The sequence below is a fragment of the Streptomyces sp. NPDC001219 genome, from assembly GCF_053597915.1.
In genome coordinates, this window is the sequence record NZ_JBSFJF010000073.1 from 1 (window position 1) to 22,717 (window position 22,717).

The 22,717-nt window shown below is 71.2% G+C and carries 20 protein-coding genes; 4 read left to right on the plus strand and 16 right to left on the minus strand.

Annotated elements, in window-relative coordinates; genetic code table 11:
• Positions 1 to 214: 214 nt before the first annotated feature.
• Complete coding sequence (locus tag ACWC9R_RS31390) at positions 215 to 1,846, minus strand: MDR family MFS transporter (protein WP_450736592.1); 1,632 nt, start codon at positions 1,844 to 1,846, stop codon at positions 215 to 217.
• Positions 1,847 to 1,987: 141 nt separating this feature from the next.
• Here ACWC9R_RS31390 and ACWC9R_RS31395 point away from each other — a divergent pair, with 141 nt between their 5' ends.
• Positions 1,988 to 2,599 (plus strand): TetR family transcriptional regulator, encoded by a 612-nt coding sequence (locus ACWC9R_RS31395; protein WP_450736594.1) that lies wholly within the window; start codon positions 1,988 to 1,990, stop codon positions 2,597 to 2,599.
• Here ACWC9R_RS31395 and ACWC9R_RS31400 read toward each other — a convergent pair.
• Positions 2,581 to 3,240 carry a M23 family metallopeptidase gene (locus ACWC9R_RS31400; RefSeq protein WP_450736596.1) on the minus strand — a complete coding sequence of 220 codons (660 nt, stop codon included), beginning with the start codon at positions 3,238 to 3,240 and terminating at the stop codon, positions 2,581 to 2,583. The two genes, ACWC9R_RS31395 and ACWC9R_RS31400, sit on opposite strands and share 19 nt — an antisense overlap.
• 2,016 nt (positions 3,241 to 5,256) lie before the next feature.
• Entirely contained in the window at positions 5,257 to 7,782 is a 2,526-nt protein-coding gene (locus tag ACWC9R_RS31405; protein WP_159744005.1) for an ATP-dependent Clp protease ATP-binding subunit, read from the minus strand.
• Between the two features lie 499 nt (positions 7,783 to 8,281).
• On the opposite strand from ACWC9R_RS31405, the gene ACWC9R_RS31410 reads away from it, so the two are divergent.
• A complete protein-coding gene (locus tag ACWC9R_RS31410) occupies positions 8,282 to 8,962 on the plus strand; it encodes an SCO3374 family protein (RefSeq protein WP_450736598.1) in 681 nt (226 codons plus the stop codon).
• On the opposite strand, the gene ACWC9R_RS31415 is transcribed toward ACWC9R_RS31410, so the two are convergent.
• The 10 genes from ACWC9R_RS31415 to ACWC9R_RS31460 form a co-directional block, all read right to left on the minus strand.
• A complete protein-coding gene (locus tag ACWC9R_RS31415) occupies positions 8,893 to 9,231 on the minus strand; it encodes a histone-like nucleoid-structuring protein Lsr2 (protein WP_362610623.1) in 339 nt (112 codons plus the stop codon). The genes ACWC9R_RS31410 and ACWC9R_RS31415 overlap by 70 nt on opposite strands.
• Positions 9,232 to 9,387: 156 nt before the next feature.
• Complete coding sequence (locus ACWC9R_RS31420; RefSeq protein ID WP_362610565.1) at positions 9,388 to 9,906, minus strand: amino-acid N-acetyltransferase; 519 nt, start codon at positions 9,904 to 9,906, stop codon at positions 9,388 to 9,390.
• A 9-nt stretch (positions 9,907 to 9,915) separates the two neighbouring features.
• Entirely contained in the window at positions 9,916 to 10,395 is a 480-nt protein-coding gene (locus tag ACWC9R_RS31425; protein ID WP_450736628.1) for a BlaI/MecI/CopY family transcriptional regulator, read from the minus strand.
• Between the two features lie 170 nt (positions 10,396 to 10,565).
• Positions 10,566 to 10,745 carry a hypothetical protein gene (locus ACWC9R_RS31430; RefSeq protein WP_018092982.1) on the minus strand — a complete coding sequence of 60 codons (180 nt, stop codon included), beginning with the start codon at positions 10,743 to 10,745 and terminating at the stop codon, positions 10,566 to 10,568.
• A gap of 45 nt (positions 10,746 to 10,790) precedes the next feature.
• On the minus strand, positions 10,791 to 11,408 hold the full coding sequence (locus tag ACWC9R_RS31435) for a hypothetical protein (protein ID WP_450736629.1): 618 nt from the start codon (positions 11,406 to 11,408) through the stop codon (positions 10,791 to 10,793).
• Between the two features lie 149 nt (positions 11,409 to 11,557).
• The gene (locus ACWC9R_RS31440) at positions 11,558 to 12,355 is read right to left on the minus strand and encodes a type III pantothenate kinase (protein ID WP_362610570.1); all 798 of its coding nucleotides are present in this window, start codon (positions 12,353 to 12,355) and stop codon (positions 11,558 to 11,560) included.
• Positions 12,356 to 12,359: 4 nt separating this feature from the next.
• The gene (nadC, locus tag ACWC9R_RS31445) at positions 12,360 to 13,436 is read right to left on the minus strand and encodes a carboxylating nicotinate-nucleotide diphosphorylase (RefSeq protein WP_450736600.1); all 1,077 of its coding nucleotides are present in this window, start codon (positions 13,434 to 13,436) and stop codon (positions 12,360 to 12,362) included.
• Between the two features lie 66 nt (positions 13,437 to 13,502).
• Positions 13,503 to 15,377 carry an L-aspartate oxidase gene (locus ACWC9R_RS31450; protein WP_450736602.1) on the minus strand — a complete coding sequence of 625 codons (1,875 nt, stop codon included), beginning with the start codon at positions 15,375 to 15,377 and terminating at the stop codon, positions 13,503 to 13,505.
• Positions 15,374 to 16,531: a pantoate--beta-alanine ligase gene (gene panC, locus ACWC9R_RS31455; protein WP_450736631.1), complete on the minus strand. Its 1,158-nt coding sequence runs from the start codon at positions 16,529 to 16,531 to the stop codon at positions 15,374 to 15,376. The genes ACWC9R_RS31450 and panC overlap by 4 nt, the downstream gene beginning before the upstream one ends.
• A 95-nt stretch (positions 16,532 to 16,626) precedes the next feature.
• Positions 16,627 to 17,619 (minus strand): Rossmann-like and DUF2520 domain-containing protein, encoded by a 993-nt coding sequence (locus ACWC9R_RS31460; protein ID WP_450736604.1) that lies wholly within the window; start codon positions 17,617 to 17,619, stop codon positions 16,627 to 16,629.
• Positions 17,620 to 17,998: 379 nt separating this feature from the next.
• On the opposite strand from ACWC9R_RS31460, the gene ACWC9R_RS31465 reads away from it, so the two are divergent.
• Positions 17,999 to 19,144 (plus strand): threonine aldolase family protein, encoded by a 1,146-nt coding sequence (locus ACWC9R_RS31465; protein ID WP_450736606.1) that lies wholly within the window; start codon positions 17,999 to 18,001, stop codon positions 19,142 to 19,144.
• Positions 19,145 to 19,193: 49 nt separating this feature from the next.
• On the opposite strand, the gene ACWC9R_RS31470 is transcribed toward ACWC9R_RS31465, so the two are convergent.
• Positions 19,194 to 19,439 carry a hypothetical protein gene (locus ACWC9R_RS31470; protein ID WP_450736608.1) on the minus strand — a complete coding sequence of 82 codons (246 nt, stop codon included), beginning with the start codon at positions 19,437 to 19,439 and terminating at the stop codon, positions 19,194 to 19,196.
• A gap of 100 nt (positions 19,440 to 19,539) precedes the next feature.
• On the opposite strand from ACWC9R_RS31470, the gene ACWC9R_RS31475 reads away from it, so the two are divergent.
• Positions 19,540 to 20,649, plus strand: coding sequence for a DUF5937 family protein (locus ACWC9R_RS31475; RefSeq protein WP_450736610.1), 1,110 nt, complete (start codon positions 19,540 to 19,542; stop codon positions 20,647 to 20,649).
• Between the two features lie 31 nt (positions 20,650 to 20,680).
• Here ACWC9R_RS31475 and ACWC9R_RS31480 read toward each other — a convergent pair whose 3' ends face one another.
• Together ACWC9R_RS31480 and ACWC9R_RS31485 are read right to left on the minus strand one after the other, a co-directional pair.
• Positions 20,681 to 21,364: a response regulator gene (locus ACWC9R_RS31480; protein ID WP_450736612.1), complete on the minus strand. Its 684-nt coding sequence runs from the start codon at positions 21,362 to 21,364 to the stop codon at positions 20,681 to 20,683.
• Between the two features lie 109 nt (positions 21,365 to 21,473).
• Positions 21,474 to 22,679 (minus strand): sensor histidine kinase, encoded by a 1,206-nt coding sequence (locus ACWC9R_RS31485; protein WP_450736614.1) that lies wholly within the window; start codon positions 22,677 to 22,679, stop codon positions 21,474 to 21,476.
• Positions 22,680 to 22,717: the final 38 nt, after the last annotated feature.

Consider the following 22,717-nt stretch of genomic DNA (forward strand, 5'->3'; position numbering starts at 1 on the left):
GCAGGCTGGGGTCGGCGGTGAGGTCGTACGCGTCGACGGTGGTCGCCAGGTCCGTGTGGACTGCTTCGCTTTACGTCCACACACCAGGCCCCTCCGGCCCGTCCCCTCCCGTGGGTGGATGGTGAAAAACGGTGGGTGGGGGTGCACGTGATCGCTCACGTGCACCCCCACCCTGTTCGGCGGCTCAGGCGGACTCAGTCGCCGGTTGTGCGGTTCAGACGGACTCCGGTACCGCGGTGCGGTCCGCGGGGGTGTCCTCGTTCTTGGGGGTTTCGGGCGGGGTGGCGGGGCCGCCGCGCAGGGGGACCTCCTTGAGGAACCAGGCCGCGGCGAAGCCGACGATGCTGATCAGCGCGCCCCACAGGAACACGTGGTGGGTGCCGGAGGCGACCGCGTGCGAGTAGGCGTCCCTGATCATCGGCGGGAGCTGGGCGAGGCCCTTCGGGTCCATCTGGGCGCCGCCGCTGGTCATCTTCTCGCCGGCCTTGCCGATCCGTTCGACCATGGTGGTCTGCACCTGGTGGGTGAAGACCGCGCCGAGGATGGCGACGCCGAAGGAGCCGCCGATCGTCCGGAAGAGGGTGGCGGAGGACGAGCCGACGCCCATGTCCTTCATCTCGACGCTGTTCTGTGCGATCAGCATCGTGGTCTGCATCAGGAAGCCCATGCCGGCGCCGAGCACCGCCATGTAGGCGCCCGAGGTGAAGCGTGTGGTGTCGGTGTCCATCAGGGACAGCAGCACCAGGCCCAGGGTGATCAGGCCGCTGCCGACCACGACGAAGACCTTGTACTTGCCGGTCCGGGTGGTGACCCGGCCGGCGAACAGTGACACGGCCATCATGGCCAGCAGCATCGGCAGCAGGAGCAGGCCGGAGTTGGTGGCCGAGGCGCCCTGCACGGTCTGCTGGAACAGCGGCAGGAACGTCATCGACCCGAACATCACGAAGCCGACCAGGAAGCCGATGACCGTGACGAGCGAGAAGTTGCCGTTGCGGAAGATGTGCAGCGGCAGCACCGGCTCACGGACCTTGCGCTCCACCAGCAGGAACAGCCCGAGCGCGACCACGCCGAGGACACCGAGACCGATGATCTCGCTGGACAGCCAGGCGTACTCGGTGCCGCCCCAGGTGGTGATCAGTACGAGTGCGGTGATGCCGACGGTGAGCAGCGCGGCGCCGACGTAGTCGATCCGGGTCTGCGACCGCTTCTTCGGCAGGTGCAGCACGGCGGTGACCATGACCAGCGCGATCGCGCCGAGCGGCAGGTTGATGTAGAAGCTCCAGCGCCAGCCCAGGTGGTCGGTGATGGTGCCGCCGACGAGCGGTCCGCCGATCATGGCGACGGCCATGACGCCGGCCATCATGCCCTGGTACTTGCCGCGTTCCCGCGGCGGAATCAGGTCGCCGATGATCGCCATGACGCCGACCATCAGTCCGCCGGCGCCGAGGCCCTGGACGGCGCGGAAGCCGATCAGCTGGCCCATGTCCTGGGCCATGCCGGAGAGCGCGGAGCCGATCAGGAAGAGGACGATGGACGTCAGGAAGACGCCCTTGCGTCCGTACATGTCGCCGAGCTTGCCCCAGATCGGTGTCGAGGCGGCGGTGGCGAGGGTGTACGCGGTGACCACCCAGGACAGATGTTCCAGTCCGCCCAGTTCACCGACGATGGTCGGCATCGCGGTGCCGACGATCATGTTGTCCAGCATCGCGAGCAGCATCGCGATCATCAGCGCGAAGAGCACCATCCGCACGCTGGCGGGCTGCTTCTCCTGGCCTGCGCCCGGTCTTTTCTGCGCGGCCGAGGCCGGCCCTTCCCCCGTCGGGGTCGCAGGTTGCGACTTCCCCATTACTCACTCCCACTTACTTGCCGCCCGGCTAGTTCAGTACAGTGATGAAGGTAGGCGGGCAACTAGCCGGGCGTCAAGTAAGTTTCTCTGACGCCCCACCGGGCAGCCCTCTGACCAGGACCGACGATGCAGGAGAGCACCATGAGCACACAGGCGCGCAGGGGGAACACCCGTCAGCGCATTCAGGACGTCGCTCTGGAACTGTTCTCCGAACAGGGCTATGACAAGACCTCGCTGCGCGAGATCGCCGAGAAGCTCGAGGTCACGAAGGCGGCGCTGTACTACCACTTCAAGACCAAGGAAGACATCGTCATCGGCCTGTTCCAGGACCTGGGCAGGCCCATCGACGAGCTGATCGCCTGGGCCGAGGAGCAGCCGCGGACCCTGGAGACCAAGCAGGAGCTGCTCCGCCGCTACAACGAGTCACTGCGCTCCGCCGAGCCGCTCTTCCGCTTCCTGCAGGAGAACCAGGCCGCGGTACGGGACCTGAGCATCGGCGAGACCTTCAAAGCGCGGATGCTCACCCTCTTCGGGCTGCTCAGGGAGCCCGATGCGGAGCTGACGGATCAGGTGCGCTGCATCACGGCACTGTTCTCCATGCACGCGGGCATGTTCGCGATGCAGAACCTGAAGGGCGACCCCGAGGAGAAGCGCAAGGCCATCCTCGAGGTCGCCACAGAACTGGTCACGGCGGCAAACCCGCCGCACCGCCGGCCAGCCCGGCCGGACTCAGCTCAGACGGTGTCGCCGTGAGCCCGCAGGAATCCGGTCGGCTCGATGCCCGACCCGTAGTTGGGGCCGGTGCGGACCTCGAAGTGCAGGTGGGGGCCGGAGGAGTTACCGGTGCTGCCGGACAGACCGATCTTCTCGCCGGTGCCGACCTGCTGGCCGACGCTCACGTTGATCTGTGACAGGTGCGCGTACTGGGTGTACGTGCCGCTGTCGTGCTTGATCACGATGGCGTTGCCGTAGGCAGGGCCGTCGCCGCCACCGTTGGGGCCGGCCTTGACGACGGTGCCGGAGTGCGCGGCCTTGACCGCGGTGCCGCTCGGCACGACGAAGTCCTGGCCGCTGTGGCTGTGCGACCACATGTTGCCGGCCAGACCGAAGGTCGAGCCCAGGGTGTACTTGTCGACCGGCGTCACCCAGGCGTTGGCCTTCTTGGCCGCGGCCTTCTTGGCCTTGGCGGCGTCCGCGACGGACTTGGCCTGCGCGTCGGCCTGTGCGGACACGGTCGAACCGACACCCGAGGTGAGGTTCTGCAGACCCGCGTCGGCGGCGGTGGCTATACCGGCACCCAGGGCGGCGGTAACGCCGACACCGGCGGCGACAACGGCGACGCGATTGCGCAGCGCGAACTTCTTGGAATTGCGGAGAGCGGTGAACTTCGACATGCGGGTTTTCCTCCAGTGAATTGATTGGTTTCCCAGCTGCGGACCGGGATCGCCATTCCTTGGTAACCCGCCTTCACCGCCCTGCCAAGCGGCCTTTCTACTAACCCGGCCCGTACGAGATACCGGGTGACCGAGGCCCTTGCGTGCCCCTCACCGCTCTTCACGAAACCCCCCAATTCGGACATCTCGCAACGCCACCCACCCTCGCCGCACACCCCCTGAACAGGCCTTTCCCCCATACGCCACAGGGACCCCACCTCCCCGACGCCGCCCCTCCGCCGCCAGCCCCTCCCGCACCCCGGAAAACCCCCGCACCTCGGCGGCACACTTCCCCTAATTCTTTTAGTAGGCCCCGAATCGCCTGTGTGCCATGTCACCGATAACCAAGATCCAACCCCTTTCCACACCCCTTTCGAGCCCCCGACCCGCCCCCCGGAACCACTTCGACACGGACAACTCGGCCCTTTGTGACGTGGCTTACCCGGCCTTTGTGGCGTGGATTACCCAGCCTTTGTGACCCGGGCTACTCGGCCTTTGTGACCCGGGTTACTCGGCCTTTGTGACCCGGGTTACCCGAGTCCGCGAAATGTCCGTATTGGGCGGTAATCGGGGTCGCGATTGCGTGAGCGCGGCCACAGTGGTCGGGCAGCAGGCCCCTGGACACCGCCAATCTGGCGCTGCGCTGCGAGACCGGCCCCCAGGGCCCGAGGCCCACGGACTGCGCGGGCCAGGACGATCTGCCGCTCCCCGAAGAAACCGCGCACCCCCGGCGGAACAGGATCTGTCCTGGCTGTGGAAGGGGCCTGGTGCGTGGTGGGGCGGGGGCAGGCAAGGCGGCCTGCCCCCGTGGCTGGCCGTCGCCACCGCCCGTGATGAGGCACCGGCGGGGCTAACGTGGCCGACGGGATCGTCGCCTCCCGGCCGTCCGCGGACCCCGGCGACTGGCGGTCGCCAGGTCGGGTTCAGCGAGCTGTCGTCGGCCCCGATGAGCCGAGAGGACGTCGCCACGTACATCCAGCGCAGCACCGTGCCGCGGCCAGCAGCGCCCAGCCGACTCGACCGGCTCTCGACCCCTACGCGCACACCCTGCTCAATGCCGTACGGATCGCCCAGGAGTTGGGGCGGCTAGCGACCCACCCACTGAGGCGCGGGCTGCTGCGCGCCCTGCACCGTGACCGCCGGGGCCCTCTGCCACATCGGGGCGGAAGGGCCTCTGACGCGGCGGTGTCGATGCTGCTGGGCGCCGGGGAGAGCCGGGAGCGGGCGATGGCCCCTACGGACGCGGTGGAGCGACCCGGCGGCCCAAGGTCCAGCTGTTGCGAAGCTCGCCCTTGGGAGGCTCGTCAGCGGCCGCTCGGAGCGGGACCAAGCGACCGCGGTCGACGCCCTCGGCTGGCATCTGCCCGCACTACCCGACGCGGCCCGCCAGGGAGGCCAGAGGACTGCGTCCGGCATCTCCTCAACCGCATCGAGCTGCTGCGTGAATCCGCCCCCGGCGCCGTCGACTTCGTGCACCACGACGACTGGGCGGACCTCAGCCGGATTGCCGTGGTGCCGGCCCGCCCCGAACAAGCCACATAGGCTGCACCGACTTCGCGACCGCCCATAACTGCATACCGCCAGGGCTTTCGCTCCGGACCGGCCACCTGGTCGAGGGGACTGCCCGGCCGAGGGTCGGACGCGGCGGTGGCTCACATATGGCCTGGGCGTTTCGAGGGAGTGGCGGGCCGGCTTTTCGTGTCTGGACTCTGGACAGGCTTCGGGCCGGGGGCCGTATTCGCCGGTGCCTGGTGTTCCCGACGGTATTCGTGCGGAGGTGGTGGGCGGCGGCGGGCACCGCCGGTGCCGGGCATCGGCTCTTCGTAAATGGCTGAAAACGGCCCTTGCCGAATAGGGGCTGTATTTCCGCGCGGCTAAAGAACGGGGTGCGAAAAGCCGGGCGCGGACAACAGAACTGCCCCGGAACCGTACGAAACGATTCCGGGGCAGTGCCGCAGTCGGTGCTGCGCTGAGCCGTCAAGCGTCCTTGCTCAGGTTCGGGCCCGAGCCGCCGGTGGCGGACTCGATCGGCGGGGCGTCGGGCAGGGCCGACTTCTCCTCGCCGCGGAAGGTGAACTTGGCGGTCTCACCCTCGCCCTCGACATCGACGACCACGATGTGGCCCGGACGCAGCTCGCTGAAGAGGATCTTCTCCGAGAGGGCGTCCTCGATCTCGCGCTGGATCGTGCGGCGCAGCGGACGGGCGCCGAGCACCGGGTCGTACCCGCGCTTGGCCAGCAGCGACTTGGCCTCGCTGCTGAGCTCGATGCCCATGTCGCGGTCCTTGAGCCGCTCGTCCACCTTGGCGATCATGAGGTCGACGATCTGGATGATGTCTTCCTCGGTCAGCTGGTGGAAGACGACGGTGTCGTCGACACGGTTGAGGAACTCGGGGCGGAAGTGCTGCTTGAGCTCTTCGTTGACCTTGTTCTTCATCCGCTCGTAGCTGGACTTGGTGTCGCCCTGGGCCGCGAAGCCCAGGTTGAAGCCCTTGGAGATGTCCCGGGTGCCGAGGTTGGTCGTCATGATGATGACCGTGTTCTTGAAGTCCACGACCCGGCCCTGGGAGTCGGTCAGGCGACCGTCCTCCAGGATCTGCAGCAGCGAGTTGAAGATGTCCGGGTGGGCCTTCTCGACCTCGTCGAAGAGCACGACGGAGAACGGCTTGCGGCGCACCTTCTCGGTGAGCTGGCCGCCCTCTTCGTAGCCGACGTAGCCGGGGGGCGAACCGAACAGCCGGGAGACCGTGTGCTTCTCGCTGAACTCCGACATGTCGAGGGAGATCAGCGCGTCCTCGTCGCCGAAGAGGAACTCCGCCAGCGTCTTGGACAGCTCGGTCTTACCGACACCGGACGGGCCGGCGAAGATGAACGAGCCGCCGGGACGCTTGGGGTCCTTCAGGCCGGCACGGGTACGGCGGATGGCCTGGGAGAGCGCCTTGATGGCGTCCTTCTGGCCGATGACGCGCTTGTGCAGCTCGTCTTCCATCCGCAGCAGCCGGGAGGACTCCTCCTCGGTGAGCTTGAAGACCGGGATGCCGGTGGCCGTCGCCAGGACCTCGGCGATCAGCTCCTCGTCCACCTCGGCGACGACGTCCATGTCGCCGGCCTTCCACTCCTTCTCCCGCTTCGCCTTGGCGGCCAGGAGCTGCTTCTCCTTGTCGCGCAGGCCCGCGGCCATCTCGAAGTCCTGCGAGTCGATCGCGGACTCCTTCTCCCGGCGCACATCGGCGATCTTCTCGTCGAATTCGCGCAGGTCCGGCGGCGCGGTCATCCGGCGGATACGCATCCGGGAGCCGGCCTCGTCGATCAGGTCGATCGCCTTGTCCGGCAGGAAGCGGTCCGAGATGTAGCGGTCGGCCAGGGTGGCGGCCGCGACCAGGGCGGAGTCCGTGATGGACACGCGGTGGTGCGCCTCGTAGCGGTCCCGCAGGCCCTTGAGGATCTCGATGGTGTGCGGCAGCGACGGCTCGGCGACCTGGATCGGCTGGAAGCGGCGCTCCAGGGCCGCGTCCTTCTCCAGGTGCTTGCGGTACTCGTCGAGCGTCGTGGCACCGATGGTCTGCAGCTCGCCTCGCGCCAGCATGGGCTTGAGGATGCTGGCGGCGTCGATCGCGCCCTCGGCGGCGCCCGCACCCACGAGGGTGTGGAGCTCGTCGATGAACAGGATGATGTCGCCGCGGGTGCGGATCTCCTTGAGGACCTTCTTCAGGCGCTCCTCGAAGTCACCGCGGTAGCGGGAGCCGGCGACCAGGGCACCGAGGTCGAGGGTGTAGAGGTGCTTGTCCTTGAGGGTCTCGGGCACCTCGCCCTTGACGATGGCCTGCGCCAGTCCCTCGACGACCGCCGTCTTGCCGACGCCGGGCTCGCCGATGAGGACCGGGTTGTTCTTGGTACGGCGGGACAGGACCTGCATGACCCGCTCGATTTCCTTCTCGCGCCCGATGACCGGGTCGAGCTTGGTCTCGCGAGCGGCCTGCGTCAGGTTGCGGCCGAACTGGTCCAGGACGAGGGAGGTCGAGGGCGTGCCCTCGGCGGGGCCGCCGGCGGTGGCGGCCTCCTTGCCCTGGTAGCCGGAGAGCAGCTGGATGACCTGCTGCCGCACCCGGTTGAGATCGGCGCCCAGCTTCACCAGGACCTGGGCGGCGACGCCCTCGCCCTCGCGGATCAGGCCGAGCAGGATGTGCTCCGTACCGATGTAGTTGTGGCCGAGCTGAAGGGCCTCGCGGAGCGACAGCTCCAGGACCTTCTTGGCACGGGGGGTGAAGGGAATGTGCCCGGACGGGGCCTGCTGGCCCTGCCCGATGATCTCCTCCACCTGCTGGCGGACCGCCTCGAGCGAAATCCCGAGGCTCTCCAGGGCCTTAGCGGCGACACCCTCACCCTCATGGATCAGGCCCAGGAGGATGTGCTCGGTGCCGATGTAGTTGTGGTTGAGCATCCGGGCTTCTTCCTGAGCCAGGACGACAACCCGCCGCGCGCGGTCGGTGAACCTCTCGAACATCGTTAATCGCTCCTCAGAGCGGTCAGGCAGTTAGGGGTCGGTCCCCTCCCTGTCCTTCCGCATGCTAGTCCCGCGGGGCGGGACAGCTCATTCCAACTGCCGACACCCGTCCGGATCACCCCCGCTCCTGCGAGGAAATTTACTGCCGAACAGCTGACATCTGCTCCAACTCGATGGTGCGAGACGATGTTCCCGCAGGCCAGGCATATACGCCCTCTGCCACTACGCCCGTGGCGAACGCGCCCTCTGTCGACACGCCGTCCGTCGCCGGCCCTCGGGCCGGGGCGGAACGCCTCGGACGCCGGTCACACCGTCTCTTCCCACTGAGACTGTCTTACCCGCTGCCACTGACACTCCATGCGGCGCGGGCCGCTTCCATCCGCTACGGGCGAACATCCGCACGCCCTCGCACACCCCTCCACACCTATCCCGCAGGCACGGTACGTACGCGCGCGTCTACGCAGCGTAACTTCCTGGGTTTTCGGGAGTTTCACCGGGCATGGCCCGCGTGCTTCCGCGCCCCCGCAGCCCCCTCGCCGCCGTCCGCCGGTGGTACGAGGAAGAGCTCGGCTGGCCGACAACCGGAACGGAGCCGGTGGAGCTGCCGACGGGGCTGCGCTTCGATGTGCTGGAGATGCCGGCCGGGGCGGGAGGTGCCGTACTACGGCGCCTGCCGCGGACCGGCCCGGTGGCACTCCTTCGGGCCGGATGCGACGGGAATCACTCCGGTGGTCGGCCGAAATTGCTCATGCTCATCGCGGCCGGCGGCGCCGAGGAACTCCCGGGAATCCTGGAATGGCTGGAGTGGGGCGCGCTCGTCCCGGATCTCACGGCGCGTGGGACCGGGGACCGGATGCCCGCGCCGGTGTTCCCGGCGGCCGCGGCACCGTCATACGGATTCGGTTCCCGGGAGGCCGCGCGATGGGTGCGGCCTCCCCGGCCCGGGTACGAGGCGGAGAATTCCCTGCCCACCACGGGGTTCGGGGCAGGAAACGGGGACGACGGGGGCGTCCCCGACCTCGTACGACTCGTGAGCGCGGCGGCGACGGAGTGCCACCGTGCCCGGTTGGTGCGTGCTGGTAATGCCCAATCGGACCGCGCGTACGGTGATCAGCCGTTGGCCTTCTCAAATGCCTCACGAATGTCGGCGGGGACCCGGCCACGGTCATTGACGTTGTAGCCGTTCTCCTTGGCCCAGGCGCGGATCTTCGCGGTGTCCTGGCTGCTGCCGGAGGCCGCACCGCGCGCCTTGCCGCGGCCGGAAGAAGCGCGGCCACCGGTGCGGCGGCCCGCCTTCACGAAGTCGGCGAGGGAGTCGCGCAGCTTCTGGGCGTTGCCTTCAGAGAGGTCGATCTCGTAGGACTTGCCGTCGAGTGCGAACGTCACCGTCTCGTCCGCCTCGCCACCGTTGAGGTCGTCGACAAGAAGAACCTGAACCTTCTGTGCCACCGGTTTCCCTTTCATCGAATGCGGATTACGACGGAAAGCAAACCGCTTTTCCGGGAAAAACACAAACCCTTGGGTAGGGTTCACTTGCCCACAGAGCGGGGAACGCATGCTTCCGTACCCATGAGATAGGGGAGCGATTCGGACATAGAACACTCATCACAGGTGCAGAAGCATCCGACTGTTACCCAGGGTGTTGGGCTTCACTCGTTCGAGGCCCAGGAACTCCGCAACGCCCTCGTCATAGGAACGCAGCAGCTCACTGTAGACATCACCGTCTACCGGGGCTTCGCCGATCTCTACGAAGCCGTGCTTGGTGAAGAAGTCGACTTCGAAGGTGAGACAGAAAATGCGCCGCACTCCGAGCCAGCTCGCGGTGCGCAGCAGCTTGTCGAGGACTTGGTGGCCGACTCCCGTCCCCTTGAGCCGCGGATCGACGGCCAGGGTGCGGACCTCGGCCAGGTCTTCCCACATGACGTGGAGTGCCCCGCAGCCGACGACCTCGGCGTCTTCGTCGCGCTCGGCGACCCAGAACTCCTGGATGTCCTCGTAAAGCGTGACGGTGGCTTTGTCGAGCAGGATCGCGTCACGTGAGTAGGCGTCGATGAGACGGCGTACCGCCGGTACATCGCCGGTCCTGGCCCGGCGGACGGTGAGGCCTTTTGAATGCGGAGGCATGCCGGGACGCTATCGCTCCTTGCCGGTGGCACTCGCCCCGGGTTCATCCCCTTCGGCGGGCCCGGCTTCACCGGCGCCTTCCGGTGCCGCTTCCGCCGGGTGTTCTTCCGCGGGCCTGGTCTCTTCCGCCTCTTGTGCCGGTTGTTCCGGGCCTTCCGCCGGTTCGTCGACCTGGACCATCCGTACGGCGTCGCGCAGGGCATGGCGCTGTTCCGGCGACATCATCCCGAAGAAGGCGACAAGGGCGGCCGCGGGGTTGTCGCTGGCGGACCATGCCTCGTTCATCAGTGCGGCCGCGTAGGCGGCGCGGGTGGAGACCGCCTCATATCGATAGGCGCGGCCTTCTGCTTCGCGGCGCACCCAGCCCTTCTGGTGAAGGTTGTCCAATACGGTCATGACCGTGGTGTAGGCGATCGACCGTTCCTTCTGCAGATCTTCCAGGACTTCTCGAACGGTGACCGGGCGGTTCCACTCCCAGACCCGCGTCATGACCGCGTCTTCCAGATCACCCAAGCGTCTCGGCACACAAGAACAATAGTGGGAGATGTCGCGAATGCCCGTTGATCTCGTTGCGTTTGGGCCGGAAAACGCGGTACGACCCGGGACGTCAATCCCGGGTCGTACGGTGTGCGCGGGGTGCCGAAAGCGCGGCGGGCGGCTCAGGCGCCGTGCGCGGTGGGCTCCTGACCGGCGGATTCGGCGCGCGCCAGGGCGGCGTCCACGGCGGCGTCCTCCTTGGCCTTGTTCGCTCCGCCCTGGCTCTTGATGATCGTCACGATCAGGGCGGTGAAGGCCACGGCCATCACCACGGGCGGGAGCAGCGCTGCGACGTAATCCATGACGTATGGCCTCCTTTGGGCGTGAGACACCAGAGTACGCAGCGCTCAGGCGGTGCGGCTCTCGGGGGGCGGGGCGGGCTTGCGGCGGGGCGGGAAGACCTCGCCCGGTGTGGGGATCGGCCGGTCCCGCTGCGGGCCCTTGGGCCGCGGGGCGGGCGCGGGCTGGGGCTTGCGCTCGGGTTTCGGCTGCCGTTCGGGCTCCGGCTCCCGGCCGGCACCGCGGGCTGCCGAGCGGCCGCCCGGCAGCGCGCGCAGCCGGGTCCGTACGGAGTGCTCGGCGAGCTGCTCGCAGTGGCGCAGCAGGGCGCCGCGGCGTGCGCTCTCGGCCGTCGCGCCGGACCGCGGCAGCGAGCGCAGGGCGGCGAGATCGTCGGGGCCGGGGACATGGCCCGCTGCCAGCGCCTCCCTGAGCTGCGCGAGATAGCCGGTGGCCGAACCGGGCAGGGCCGCGCGGTAGCGGGCGAGGTCGGCGAGGAGGAAGGCGCGCAGCCGGCCGCCTTCGCGGACCGCCTCGTCGACCGCCTCGGCCAGCCGGAGGTATTCCTGGATGTCCCGGGACCGCTCGGGGCAGGGGGTCCCGGGCGGGGCGGCGGGGGGCGTCGTCTGCAGGGCATGGGCGAGGGCGCGACGGAGCACACGCAACTCATCGGCGCTGAACGCCATGCCGCCGCGGGTTCCGTTTGGCATTGGCATATGGCGACTTTACGACCAATTCCGACAAAAGCCGCTTAATTCGTGAACGGTGGCGCGGCAGCGAGCCGCACCACCGGTCTTCCCGCGCCGGAATGCTTCCGCGGACGGGTGGTGTTCCGCTACGAGCGGGCGATATTCCGCTCGTAGACCAGCCGCAGTCCGATCAGGGTGAGCCAGGGCTCGTGCGCGTCGATCTCCGAGGACTCGCCGAGCACCATCGGCGCCAGCCCGCCGGTGGCGATCACGGTCACCTCGTCCGGGTCGTCGGCCAGCTCCCGCGCCATGCGCCGCACCACCCCGTCGACCTGGCCCGCGAACCCGTAGAGGATGCCGGACTGCATGGCCTCCACGGTGTTCTTGCCGATGACGCTGCGCGGCCGGGCCAGTTCGATCTTGCGGAGCTGGGCGCCCTTGACGCCCAGCGCGTCCACCGAGATCTCGATGCCCGGCGCGATCACGCCGCCGACGTACTCGCCGCGGGCGCTGACCGCGTCGAAGGTGGTGGCCGTGCCGAAGTCGACGACGACCGCGGGTCCGCCGTACAGCTCGACGGCCGCCAGGGCGTTGATGATCCGGTCGGCGCCGACCTCCTTCGGGTTGTCCATGAGGATCGGGACGCCCGTCTTGACGCCCGGCTCCACCAGGACGGCGGGCACGTCGCCGTAGTAGCGGCGGGTGACCTCGCGCAGCTCGTGGAGGACGGAGGGCACCGTGGAGCAGATGGCGATGCCCTCGATGCCGTCGCCCAGGTCGTCGCCGAGGAGCGGGTGCATCCCCATCAGGCCCTGGAGGAGCACGGCCAGCTCGTCGGCGGTGCGCCGGGCGTCGGTGGAGATCCGCCAGTGCTCGACGATCTCCTCGCCGTCGAAGAGGCCGAGGACCGTGTGGGTGTTGCCTACGTCGATGGTCAGGAGCATGGCGTCAGCGGTCCTCACGCACGTCGTCGGCCGGGTCCCGGTCGCCCCGGCCGTCGTCCTCGCGCAGGTCGAGGCCGATGTCGAGGATCGGGGAGGAGTGGGTGAGCGAGCCCACCGCGAGGTAGTCGACGCCGGTCTCGGCGTAGGTGCGGGCGTTGTCCAGGGTCAGCCGGCCCGAGGACTCCAGCATGGCCCGGCCTGCGACCAGGGCCACCGCCTCACGGGTCTGCTCGGGGGTGAAGTTGTCCAGCAGGATGAGATCGGCGCCCTCGGCGAGGATCGGCGGGATCTGGTCGATCCGGTCGACCTCCACCTCGATCGCCAGCCCGGGGAACTCGTTCCGTACGGCGGTGAAGGCCTCGGCGACGCCGCCGGCCGCGACCACGTGGTTGTCCTTGATCAGCGCCGCGTCGGAGAGCGACATCCGGTGGTTGACGCCGCCGCCGCAGCGCACCGCGAACTTCTCCAGGGCGCGCAGGCCCGGCGTCGTCTTACGGGTGTCGCGGACCCGGGTCCTGGTGCCGTCGAGCGCGTCCGACCAGGCCTGGGTCGCGGTGGCGATACCGGACAGCCGGCACAGCAGGTTCAGTGCGCTGCGCTCGGCGGTGAGCAGGTCGCGGGTGCGGGTGGTGACGCTCAGCAGCGGGGTGCCGGCCGCGACCCGGTCGCCGTCCTCGACGTGCCGCTCGACCTCGAACGCGTCGGTGCAGACGAGGGACAGCACCGCCTCGGCGACCCGTAGTCCGGCGACCGTGCCGGCCTCGCGGGCCGTGAAGTCGCCGGTGGCGACCGCGTCTTCGGAGATGGTCGCCACGGTCGTGACGTCCACGCCCTGGTCGAGGTCCTCCTCCAGGGCGAGCTGGGCGATGGCCTCCACCTGGACGGGGTCGAGCCCGGCGGCCACCAGGAGCGCGGCCAGGTCGGGGTCGAGGCCGCAGGCCAGCGGGTCGATCTCGTACGCGCCCCCGTCGCCGCAGCCGCAGGCGTCGCCGCAGCCTCCCCCGGAAGCGGTCTCGGGGGAGGCGCCGCCGGAGGGCCCGCCGATCTGGAGGAGAGGGAGGTCGTCGGGGGTGCTGCTCACGGGGTGGGCTCCGTCTTCGGGGAGGTGGGGTGTGCGGTCTGTCGTGGCGGGCGGTGGGGTCGGTGGCTACGGGGTGACCGTCGGCGAGAAGCCGGCGGTCTCCGTCATCCGGAGGGTCAGCGCGCGGTCCGCGGCCAGGGTGATGCGGAAGTGGCGGCGCCAGGAGGCATCGTCCCGGTCCGGGTGGTCCTCGCGCCAATGGCAGCCGCGGGTCTCCGCACGGCGCTGCGCCGCGGCGACCAGCACCCGGGCGACGCACAGGAGGTTGGTGGCTTCCCAGGCTTCCACGCCGGGCTCGGGGGCCTTGCGGTCGGCGGGCCCGGCGCTTCGGGTGGCGGTCGCACCGGCCGGTTCGTCGCCCGCCGGCAGGGCCGCCACGGTCGCCTCGCGGTGCAGGCGGTCCAGTTCGGCGGCCGCCCGGGCGAGGCTCTCCGCGCTGCGCAGCACGCCCGCGCCGGCGGTCATGGTCCGCTGCACGGCCGTACGGGTCTCCGGGGCGAGCAGCGGGAGGGTGGTGCGGGGCGCGGGGTCCGGGGCGGGGCGTGTGGTGTGCGCCGACGCGCCGTCCGCGGTGCCGTCCGGTGCGCCGTCCGCCGTGCCGTCGTGCGTACCGGAGGCGCCGTTCGTCGTGGGCTCCGGGGTCTCCGTGGAGTGTGGTCCGGCGATGTCCGAGGCGATCCGCTCCGCGAAGACCAGGCCCTCCAGAAGGGAGTTGGAGGCGAGCCGGTTGGCGCCGTGCACGCCGGTGCAGGCGACCTCGCCGCAGGCGTAGAGGCCGGGGACGGTGGTGCGCCCGCGCAGATCGGTGCGCACGCCGCCGGAGGCGTAGTGCGCGGCCGGGGCGACCGGTATCGGCTCGGTGACCGGGTCGATGCCATGGCTGCGGCAGGCGGCGAGGATGGTCGGGAAGCGGGTCTCCCACATGGGGGCGCCGAAGTGCCGGCCGTCCAAGTACATGTGCTCGACGCCCTGTTCGTGCGCGCGGCGCATGATCTCCTTGGCGACGATGTCGCGCGGGGCCAGTTCGGCGAGTTCGTGCCGGCCGACCATGAAGCGGGTGCCGTCGGCGTCGACGAGGTGGGCGCCCTCGCCCCGTACGGCCTCGGAGATCAGCGGCTGCTGGCCTTCCGCTTCCGGCCCCAAATACAGGACGGTGGGGTGGAATTGGACGAACTCCAGGTCGGAGACCTCGGCGCCGGCGCGCAGCGCCAGGGCCACCCCGTCGCCGGTGGAGACCGGCGGGTTGGTGGTCGCGGAGAACACCTGCCCCATGCCTCCGGTGGCGAGCACCACCGCCGGGGCGTGTACGGCCCCGACGCCGTCGTGCTGGCCCTCCCCCATGACGTGCAGGGTGACCCCGGCGGTGCGGCCCTCGGCGTCCGTGAGCAGGTCGAGGACCAGCGCGTTCTCGATGGTGCGCAGCCCGGCCGCGCGGACCGCCTCGACGAGCGCACGGGAGATCTCGGCCCCGGTGGCGTCCCCGCCGGCGTGCGCGATACGACGGCGGTGGTGGCCGCCCTCGCGGGTGAGCGCTATCTCGTCGCTGCCCGGTGCGGTGTCGAAGCGGGCGCCGGTGCCGATCAGCCGGTGGACGGCGTCCGGGCCTTCGGTGACCAGGGTGCGTACGGCGGCCTCGTCGCAGAGTCCGGCGCCCGCGACGAGGGTGTCGGCCAGATGCTGCTCCGGGGTGTCGCCGTCGCCGAGCGCCGCCGCGATCCCGCCCTGTGCCCAGCGGGTGGAGCCGTCGTCCAGACGGGCCTTGGTGACGACGACGGTCCGGCGGCCGGCCGCGGCGCAGCGCAGGGCGGCGGTCAGCCCGGCCACTCCGGAGCCCACCACGACGACGTCCGCCGCGATGGACCAGCCGGGGGCGGGGGCGGTCAGACGTATGCCGGTGCCTGCCGCGGGCCGGGGTGCGGTGCCTGTTCCGGTGGCGGTCATCGGGTCGCTCCGAGGGTGCCGTGAGGGGTGGTGGGGGTGGCCGGGGCTCCGGCGGCGGTGCCGTCCGAAGGGGCGGCGTCCGTGTGCAGGCCGCCCTCGGGGGCGGCTGTCGTTCCGGACGCCCCCGCGCCGAAGACGAGGCGGATGTTGTCGATCAGCCGGGTGGTGCCGACCTTGGCGGCGACCGCGAGGATGGCCTCGCCCTCGTAGCCGTCGGGGACCTCGGTGAAGTCGGTGGGGTCGACCAGCGCCAGGTAGTCGAGGGTGAGCGGCGGCTCGAAACGGGAGGCGTCGTCCAGCACCGCGCCGGCCGCGGCGCGCGCCACGGACGGGCCGTGCGGGGGGCCGGCGGCGGCGTAGGCGACGGCGTGGGCGTCGGCGGCGGCGCGGTCCTCGCCGAGGGCGGCGAGCGCCGCGGCACGGTCCTGCGCCGGGTGTCCCGTGGAGGCGGCGCGGGCGCGCAGCGCCTCCTCGGCCGCGAGCCGGTCGCGGGCCGCGAACAGCGCCGCCGACAGCGCGAGCGCGGTGCGCCGCTCCGGGAGGGAGAGGTAGCGGTTGCGGCTGGAGAGGGCGAGGCCGTCCTCCTCGCGCACCGTGGGGACGCCGACGATCTCGACGGGGAAGTTGAGGTCGGCGGCCATCCGTGTGATGACGGCGAGCTGCTGGGCGTCCTTCTGCCCGTAGAAGGCGATGTCGGGCGCGGTCAGATGCAGCAGCTTGGCGACGACGGTCAGCACCCCGTCGAAGTGCCCGGGGCGGCTGGCGCCTTCCAGGAGGGTGCCCATGGGGCCCGCGGTGATCCGGATCTGCGGTTCTCCGCCCGGGTAGACCTCGTCGGCGGACGGGGCGAAGACGACGTCCGCGCCCGCGGCGGCGGCCAGCTCGGTGTCCGCTTCCAGGGTGCGCGGGTAGCGGTCCAGGTCCTCGCCCGCCCCGAACTGCAGCGGATTGACGAAGACGGTGACGACGACCTGGCCCCGCGGCCCGACCCGGTGGCGGGCGGCGCGGACCAGGGTGGCGTGGCCCTCGTGCAGCGCGCCCATGGTCATGACGACGGCGCGGGCTCCGGTGCCGCGGGGCAGCTCGCGGAGCGCGGCGGCGGTGTGGAGGAGGTGCACGGGACGGGTGGGGCGGACGGGGCGGCTCTCGTCCATGGGCTGGTCCGGCTCCTGGGTCACGGGCACGTCCGGTGCCGCGGCGGTGTCCTGGTGGGGGCCCGGTCCGGGGGACGGGCTCAGGGGCGAGGAGGTCATCGGTCGCCTCCCTCGGGGCCGTGGCCGGGGGCGTCGGGGTCCTGGCCGGGGGCGTCGGGCGCGCCCGGGGCGGTGCCGGGGCCGTCGCCGGAGTCGGCGAGCACCTCCAGCAGGTCCTCGGCCAGTTCCGGCTTCAGCAGACCGTGGGCCAGCGCCCGGTCCGCGGTCGTACGGGCCATGGCGCGGTAGCCGGCGACGCTCTGTGGCGCGTGCCGGCGCAGCTCGGCGATGTGGGCGGCGACGGTACCGGCGTCACCCCGGGCGACCGGGCCGGTGAGCGCCGCGTCACCGGACCGCAGCGTGTTGTCCAGGGCGGCGCCGAGCAGCGGTCCCAGCATCCGGTCCGGGGCCTGCACCCCGGCGTCGTGCAGCAGCTCCATCGACTGGGCGACGAGCGTGACCAGGTGGTTCGCGCCGATGGCCAGCGCCGCGTGGTAGAGCGGGCGGGCGGACTCGGTGATCCACTCGGGCTCCCCGCCCATCTCGATGACCAGCGCCTCGGCGGCCATCCGCAGCTCGTCGGGCGAGGTCACGCCGAACGAGCAGCCGGCCAGCCGCTGGACGTCCACGGAGGTGCCGGTGAACGTCATGGCCGGGTGCAGGGCGAGCGGCAGGGCGCCGGCGTGGGTGGCCGGGTCCAGGACCGCCGTTCCGAACCGGCCCGAGGTGTGCACCAGCAACTGGCCGGGCCGTACGGCGCCGGTCTCCGCGAGGCCGCTCACCAGGCCGGCCAGGGCGTCGTCGGGGACGGTCAGCAGGACCAGGTCGGCGCGGGCGAGGACCTCGGCCGGGGGGACCAGGGGAACGTCGGGCAGCAGCTCGGCGGCGCGGCGTACGGAGGCGTCGGACACGCCCGACACGGCGACCGGGCGGTGCCCCGCGAGCTGCAGCGCGGCGGCCAGGGCGGGTCCGACCCGGCCGGCGCCGACCACGCCGACAGTCAGCCGGGCGGGGCGGTCCTGGGCCTCGAGAGGTGGGATTGCATTCACGCGGCAATGGCCTTCCGTTCCAGTCCGCGGGGGGTACCGGACGATTCCTCGCCATGCTACGCGAGTGTTTCCGGTGGCTTTCAGAGCTGTACGGAAGGTGAGACCGGGGTCTCTTCCGGGAGTTATCCACAGGGGTCGCGGAGCGGCGCGGGGCTGCGCGACGATCGGTGCGTCGGCACGCGAAGGCGTGAGGAAAGAGCGGTCAGGGGGTGTGAGGCGGATGCGGGAAGCGGGTGGACTCGGTCCGGACAGGGACTCGCGGGAAGCTGCGGGCGGTGCCTCGGGGGGCGGTTCGGCGGATACCTCGGGCGGCGTTCCGGGCGATGTCCCGAGGGACGCCGCGAACGGGGCGGGTGCCGCCCGTCCCGCGCCGGAACGGATGCGCGCGGCGCTCCGTGGCGCCCGGCGCGTGCTACCGGGCGGCCTCGTGCGGGAGACGGTCCGCGAGCGGCTGGACCGCCTGGTGGCCGACGCTCCGGCCGCTTACGACCTGGACAACGCGGTCGACATCTACGGGGGCGAGGACAGCGTCATCGGCGAGCTGGAGCGCCGGACCGCCGCCGCCCTGGGCACCGAGGCCGCCGCCTTCTTCCCGACCGGCACGATGGCGCAGCAGGTGGCGCTGCGCTGCTGGGCGGGGCGTACGGGCAACGCGACGGTGGCCGGTCATCCGCTGTCGCATCTGGAGGTCCATGAGCGCGATGCCTATGCGGTGGTCAGCGGGCTGCGGATGGTGCACCCGACGAGGGCACCACGGCCGGCGACCGCCGCGGAGATCCACGCCCTGCGGGAGCCGTTCGGCACCCTGGCGCTCGAACTCCCGCTGCGGGACGCCGGGTTCGTGCTGCCGTCGTGGGACGAGCTGACCGCGGCCGTGGAGGCGGCGCGGGACCGTGACGCGGTGGTGCACTTCGACGGCGCGCGACTGTGGGAGTGCGGACCGCACTTCGGCCGCACGCTCCCGGAGATCGCGGACCTCGCGGACAGTGTGTATGTCTCCTACTACAAGTCGCTGGACGGCATATCGGGCGCCGCGCTCGCGGGCACCGAGGACTTCGTCGACGAGGCGCGGGCCTGGCGGCACCGGTACGGCGGCCAGCTGGCCCAGCAGTGGCCTGCCGCACTGGCCGCCCTCGCCGGCCTGGACCACGAACTGCCGCGGCTGCCCGCGTACGTGGCGCACGCGAAGGTGGTGGCCCGTGCGCTGCGTGCGGGCCTGGCCGGGGCCGGGGTGCCGTGGTTCCGGGTGGACCCGGAAACGCCGCACACACATGAGTTCCGGCTGTGGCTGCCGTACCCACCCGGCCTGCTGAACGAGGCCGTGGTGCGCCAGGCGGAGGAGACCGGGACGGCGCTGTTCAGGAGCTGGTACGAGCCGGACCAGGCCGGCCCGGCCGGGGTGACGCTGACCGAGATGACGGTTGCCTCGTCCGCCCTGGCATGGACGGAAGGAGATATCCGGGCGGAGGTCGGGAAGTTCGTGGACTTCGTCGAGGTCGTGAGGAGCGGGCGGCGGATGAGGTGACGCGAGGGGACGGGACGGGCGGTCGCCACGGCGGGTGACGCGCAAGGCGTCACGGCGCCCCGGCCCCGGCGCCGTTGGCGCCCCGGCGGAGCAAGGTCGTGGCGGCGGTGCGGAGGGCTCCGCGGAGGCGGCCCGGGAGGCGGTCGGCGGGGGCCGTGACGACGGCGCGGAAGCGGTACCACCGGCGGATCTCGCGGGCGGTGCGGACGGTGTGGGTGCCCGGGGCGGGCGGGGCCGCCTCGCCTCGCTGGGAGGCACGGTAAAGGTCGAGGAGGTGCTGCTGACCGGCGTTCATGTCCCTGACTGTGCGGTGGTCCGGCCGCTCGGCGCGCGTCGTTTGACGGGAGCCGTCAAACGACGTCCACGCAGGTGGGGGCCTCACGCATGATGGGCGCATGGCCAACGTCATCGACATCACCGGGCTGCCGCCGGAGCGCGTCGTCTTCGCCCCGTCCCCCTTGGCGGAGCTGGGCGCCGCGCTGCACGCACTGTCCGAACCAGGGCACCACCCGGGGCTGCACGGCTGGGTCATGGCGACCAACGCGGCGCTGAAGACCGACCTCGCCGACCGGCTGTGCGAGGCGGACTTCCTGTGGCGGTCCGCCCGTTCCGACATCCTGCTGCCGGCCCGCCCCGGGGCGACGCTGGCCGAGGACCTGGACGAGCTGGACAGGATCGATGACGAGCGGTTCGTGGCCGCCGTGTTCGAGATCAGCTGCTCGCCGCGCTACAGCCTGCCCACCCCGTCGCCGCTGGTCGACGCGGACGAGCGGGCGCGGGTACGGGAGATGGCGGCCGCGCGCGGCCCGCGGCAGGCGGCCTTCACCGACCGGATGCTCACCGACCCCGACGGCCTGCGGGTATGGCTGCGCCGCCTGTTCGAGGACTGCGAGGAGGCGTTCTTCGGGGACATCTGGCTGCGGGTGGGCATCCAGCTGGCGGCCGATGCCCGGCACAAGACCGAGCTGCTCCGCCGCAAGGGCCTGGCCGAGACGCTGTCCGCGACCTCGCGGGCGCTGCGCCTGGAGGACGCGCAGGACGGCAGCGGCGGCACCCGCATCCTCCTCGACAAGCTGGCCCAGGGGCGCACCACGGCGTTCGCGGACCCCGCCGATCCGGGCGTCACCTTCCTGCCGACGTCCTTCGGCTGGCCGCATCTGCTGTTCAGCCATGCCCAGGGCTGGCGCCCCGTGCTCCAATACCCCGTCGCCGCACAGGAGTTGCCGCCGCCGGCCGCGCTGGAACTCGTCCAGCAGCGACTGGAGGCGCTGGGCCACCCGATGCGGATGCAGCTGTGCCGGACACTGTCGCGGGGCCCGCACACGACCGGGGAGCTGGCGAACGCGTTCGGCATCACCTCGCCGGAGGTGTCCCGGCACATCGCGACGCTGAAGAAGGCCGGCCTGATCCAGACCCGGCGCCGGGGACGCTATGTGCTGCACCAGCTGGACCTCCAGGTGGTGGCCCGGCTGGGCAGCGACTTCCTTGAGGGCGTACTGCGTTGAGGACGCGCCGGGCGCGCGGCGGCCCCGCGTCCTAGGCCCCCGACCCTCCGGCCCGCACCAGCCCCGTCTCGTACGCCAGGACCACCGCCTGGACGCGGTCGCGGACGCTCAGCTTGGTGAGGATGCGGCCCACGTGGGTCTTGACGGTGGCCTCGGAGAGCACCAGCCGCGCCGCGATCTCACCGTTCGACAGGCCCTGGGCGACCAGCAGCAGCACCTCCCGCTCCCGCTCCGTCAGCCGCTCCAGCTCGGGCCGGGACGGTTCGCTGGAGGTGCCGGGCAGCATCGGCGTGAAGCGGTCGAGGAGCCGGCGGGTGGTGGACGGCGCGACAACCGCGTCGCCGCTCTCCACCGCCCGGATCGCGGCGAGCAGCTCCCCCGGCGGGACGTCCTTGAGCATGAAGCCGCTGGCCCCGGCCTTCAGCGCGGAGAAGGCGTACTCGTCCAGGTCGAAGGTGGTCAGGATGAGCACCTTCGGGGCGCCCTCCTTCTGGCCGCCCTCGCAGATCCGGCGGGTGGTCTCCACACCGTCCAGCTGCGGCATCCGGACGTCCATGAGGATCACGTCGACCTGGGTGCCGCGCAGCACCTCCAGGGCCTCCACCCCGTTTCCGGCCTCCGCGACCACCTCCATGTCGGGCTGTGCGGCGAGCACCATCCGGAAACCGGTGCGCAGCAGCACCTGGTCGTCGACGAGCATCACACGGATGGTCATGGCAGGGGGTCCCTTCGGGGAGGAGTGGGGCCGAGCGTACGGGGTGGGGTGCGGGTGGCCGGTGCGGTCCCCTCATAGGACGCCGCCGGGTCCTGAGCGGTTGGCGTTCTCACCGGGCCGGTTTGAGCGGGAGGACGGCGCTGACCCGGAAGCCGCCGCCGGGGCGTGGTCCCGCGGCCAGGGTGCCGCCGACCATGCCGACGCGCTCGCGCATCCCGATGAGGCCGTGGCCGAGGCCGTCCGCCCCGCCCTCCTCGTAGAGCTCGCGCTGCGCGCCGCGGCCGTCGTCCTCGACAAGCAGGTCGAGATCGTCGTCCCGGTAGGCGAGCCGGACGGTCGCGCCGACATGGGGGCCGCCGTGTTTGCGGGTGTTGGTGAGCGCTTCCTGGACGATGCGGTACACGGTCAGGGCGACGCTGCTGGGCAGTTCGCGGGCCTCGCCCACGGTCCGGAAGTCGACCGGCAGGCCCGCGACGCGCACCTGCTCGATGAGGTCGGTGAGCTGCTCGACGCCGGGCTGGGGGACGTATTCGCCGCTCTCGGGCTGTTCGCCGGTGCGGAGCACACCCAGCAGGCGGCGCATTTCGGCCAGCGCCTGGCGGCCCGTGCCGGAGATCGTCTCCAGGGCCTGCCGGGTCTGTTCGGGCGCGGAGTCGAGCACGTAGGCGGCGCCGTCGGCCTGGACGACCATCACCGAGACGTTGTGGGCGACGACGTCGTGCAGTTCGCGGGCGATACGGGCGCGCTCAGCCGCGACCGCGATCCGGGACTGCGCCTCGCGCTCCTTCTCCAGCCGGGCGGCCCGCTCCTCCAGCTGGGCCCAGTAGGCGCGCCGGGTGCGCATGGAGTCGCCGAGCACCCAGGCCAGGACGAACGGCACGGTGAGCAGCGCGGTGACGAACAGGCTCTCCCCCACCCGCCGGCCCTCGGCGCTGCCGCTGAAGCGCCAGAAGGAGAGTGCGGGCCCGAAGACGGCGCCGGCGAGCGCGCAGCGGGAGGCCCAGCGGGGGATGGCGGGCCCGGACGCGACGGTGTAGGTGATCACGAACATCGCGGCGTCGCCGGGGTTGGTGTCGATACCGGAGATCAGTTGGCAGACGCCGACGGCGGCCGTCAGCAGCAGCATCTTCACGGGGGCCCTGCGGCGCAGCGCGACGACGAGACACAGGCCGAGCGTGCAGACCGCGGCGACCACGCGCTGGAGGCCGTGCGTCTCGGACGCGACCCACAGGCTGGAGACCCCGAGCAGGAGGACGGCCCAGAAGGTGTCCACCCCTGTCGGGTGCCTGCGGAGGAAGTCGTAGAGGCGCTGCACGTAACCCAGCGTAGGCACCGGGAATACATGTACGAGTC

Excerpts from the sequence above, each read along its gene's own strand:
- ACWC9R_RS31430 (WP_018092982.1), bottom strand. The coding sequence starts at position 10,745 with ATGGATTACGTCGCAGCGCTGCTCCCGCCCGTGGTGATGGCCGTGGCC.
- ACWC9R_RS31440 (WP_362610570.1), bottom strand. The coding sequence starts at position 12,355 with ATGCTCCTGACCATCGACGTAGGCAACACCCACACGGTCCTCGGCCTC.
- ACWC9R_RS31480 (WP_450736612.1), bottom strand. The coding sequence starts at position 21,364 with ATGACCATCCGTGTGATGCTCGTCGACGACCAGGTGCTGCTGCGCACC.
- ACWC9R_RS31400 (WP_450736596.1), bottom strand. The coding sequence starts at position 3,240 with ATGTCGAAGTTCACCGCTCTCCGCAATTCCAAGAAGTTCGCGCTGCGC.
- ACWC9R_RS31405 (WP_159744005.1), bottom strand. The coding sequence starts at position 7,782 with ATGTTCGAGAGGTTCACCGACCGCGCGCGGCGGGTTGTCGTCCTGGCT.
- ACWC9R_RS31465 (WP_450736606.1), top strand. The coding sequence starts at position 17,999 with ATGCGCGCGGCGCTCCGTGGCGCCCGGCGCGTGCTACCGGGCGGCCTC.
- ACWC9R_RS31470 (WP_450736608.1), bottom strand. The coding sequence starts at position 19,439 with ATGAACGCCGGTCAGCAGCACCTCCTCGACCTTTACCGTGCCTCCCAG.
- ACWC9R_RS31395 (WP_450736594.1), top strand. The coding sequence starts at position 1,988 with ATGAGCACACAGGCGCGCAGGGGGAACACCCGTCAGCGCATTCAGGAC.
- ACWC9R_RS31425 (WP_450736628.1), bottom strand. The coding sequence starts at position 10,395 with ATGACGCGGGTCTGGGAGTGGAACCGCCCGGTCACCGTTCGAGAAGTC.
- ACWC9R_RS31450 (WP_450736602.1), bottom strand. The coding sequence starts at position 15,377 with ATGACCGCCACCGGAACAGGCACCGCACCCCGGCCCGCGGCAGGCACC.
- ACWC9R_RS31475 (WP_450736610.1), top strand. The coding sequence starts at position 19,540 with ATGGCCAACGTCATCGACATCACCGGGCTGCCGCCGGAGCGCGTCGTC.
- ACWC9R_RS31390 (WP_450736592.1), bottom strand. The coding sequence starts at position 1,846 with ATGGGGAAGTCGCAACCTGCGACCCCGACGGGGGAAGGGCCGGCCTCG.
- ACWC9R_RS31410 (WP_450736598.1), top strand. The coding sequence starts at position 8,282 with ATGGCCCGCGTGCTTCCGCGCCCCCGCAGCCCCCTCGCCGCCGTCCGC.
- panC (WP_450736631.1), bottom strand. The coding sequence starts at position 16,531 with ATGGACGAGAGCCGCCCCGTCCGCCCCACCCGTCCCGTGCACCTCCTC.
- ACWC9R_RS31420 (WP_362610565.1), bottom strand. The coding sequence starts at position 9,906 with ATGCCTCCGCATTCAAAAGGCCTCACCGTCCGCCGGGCCAGGACCGGC.
- ACWC9R_RS31435 (WP_450736629.1), bottom strand. The coding sequence starts at position 11,408 with ATGGCGTTCAGCGCCGATGAGTTGCGTGTGCTCCGTCGCGCCCTCGCC.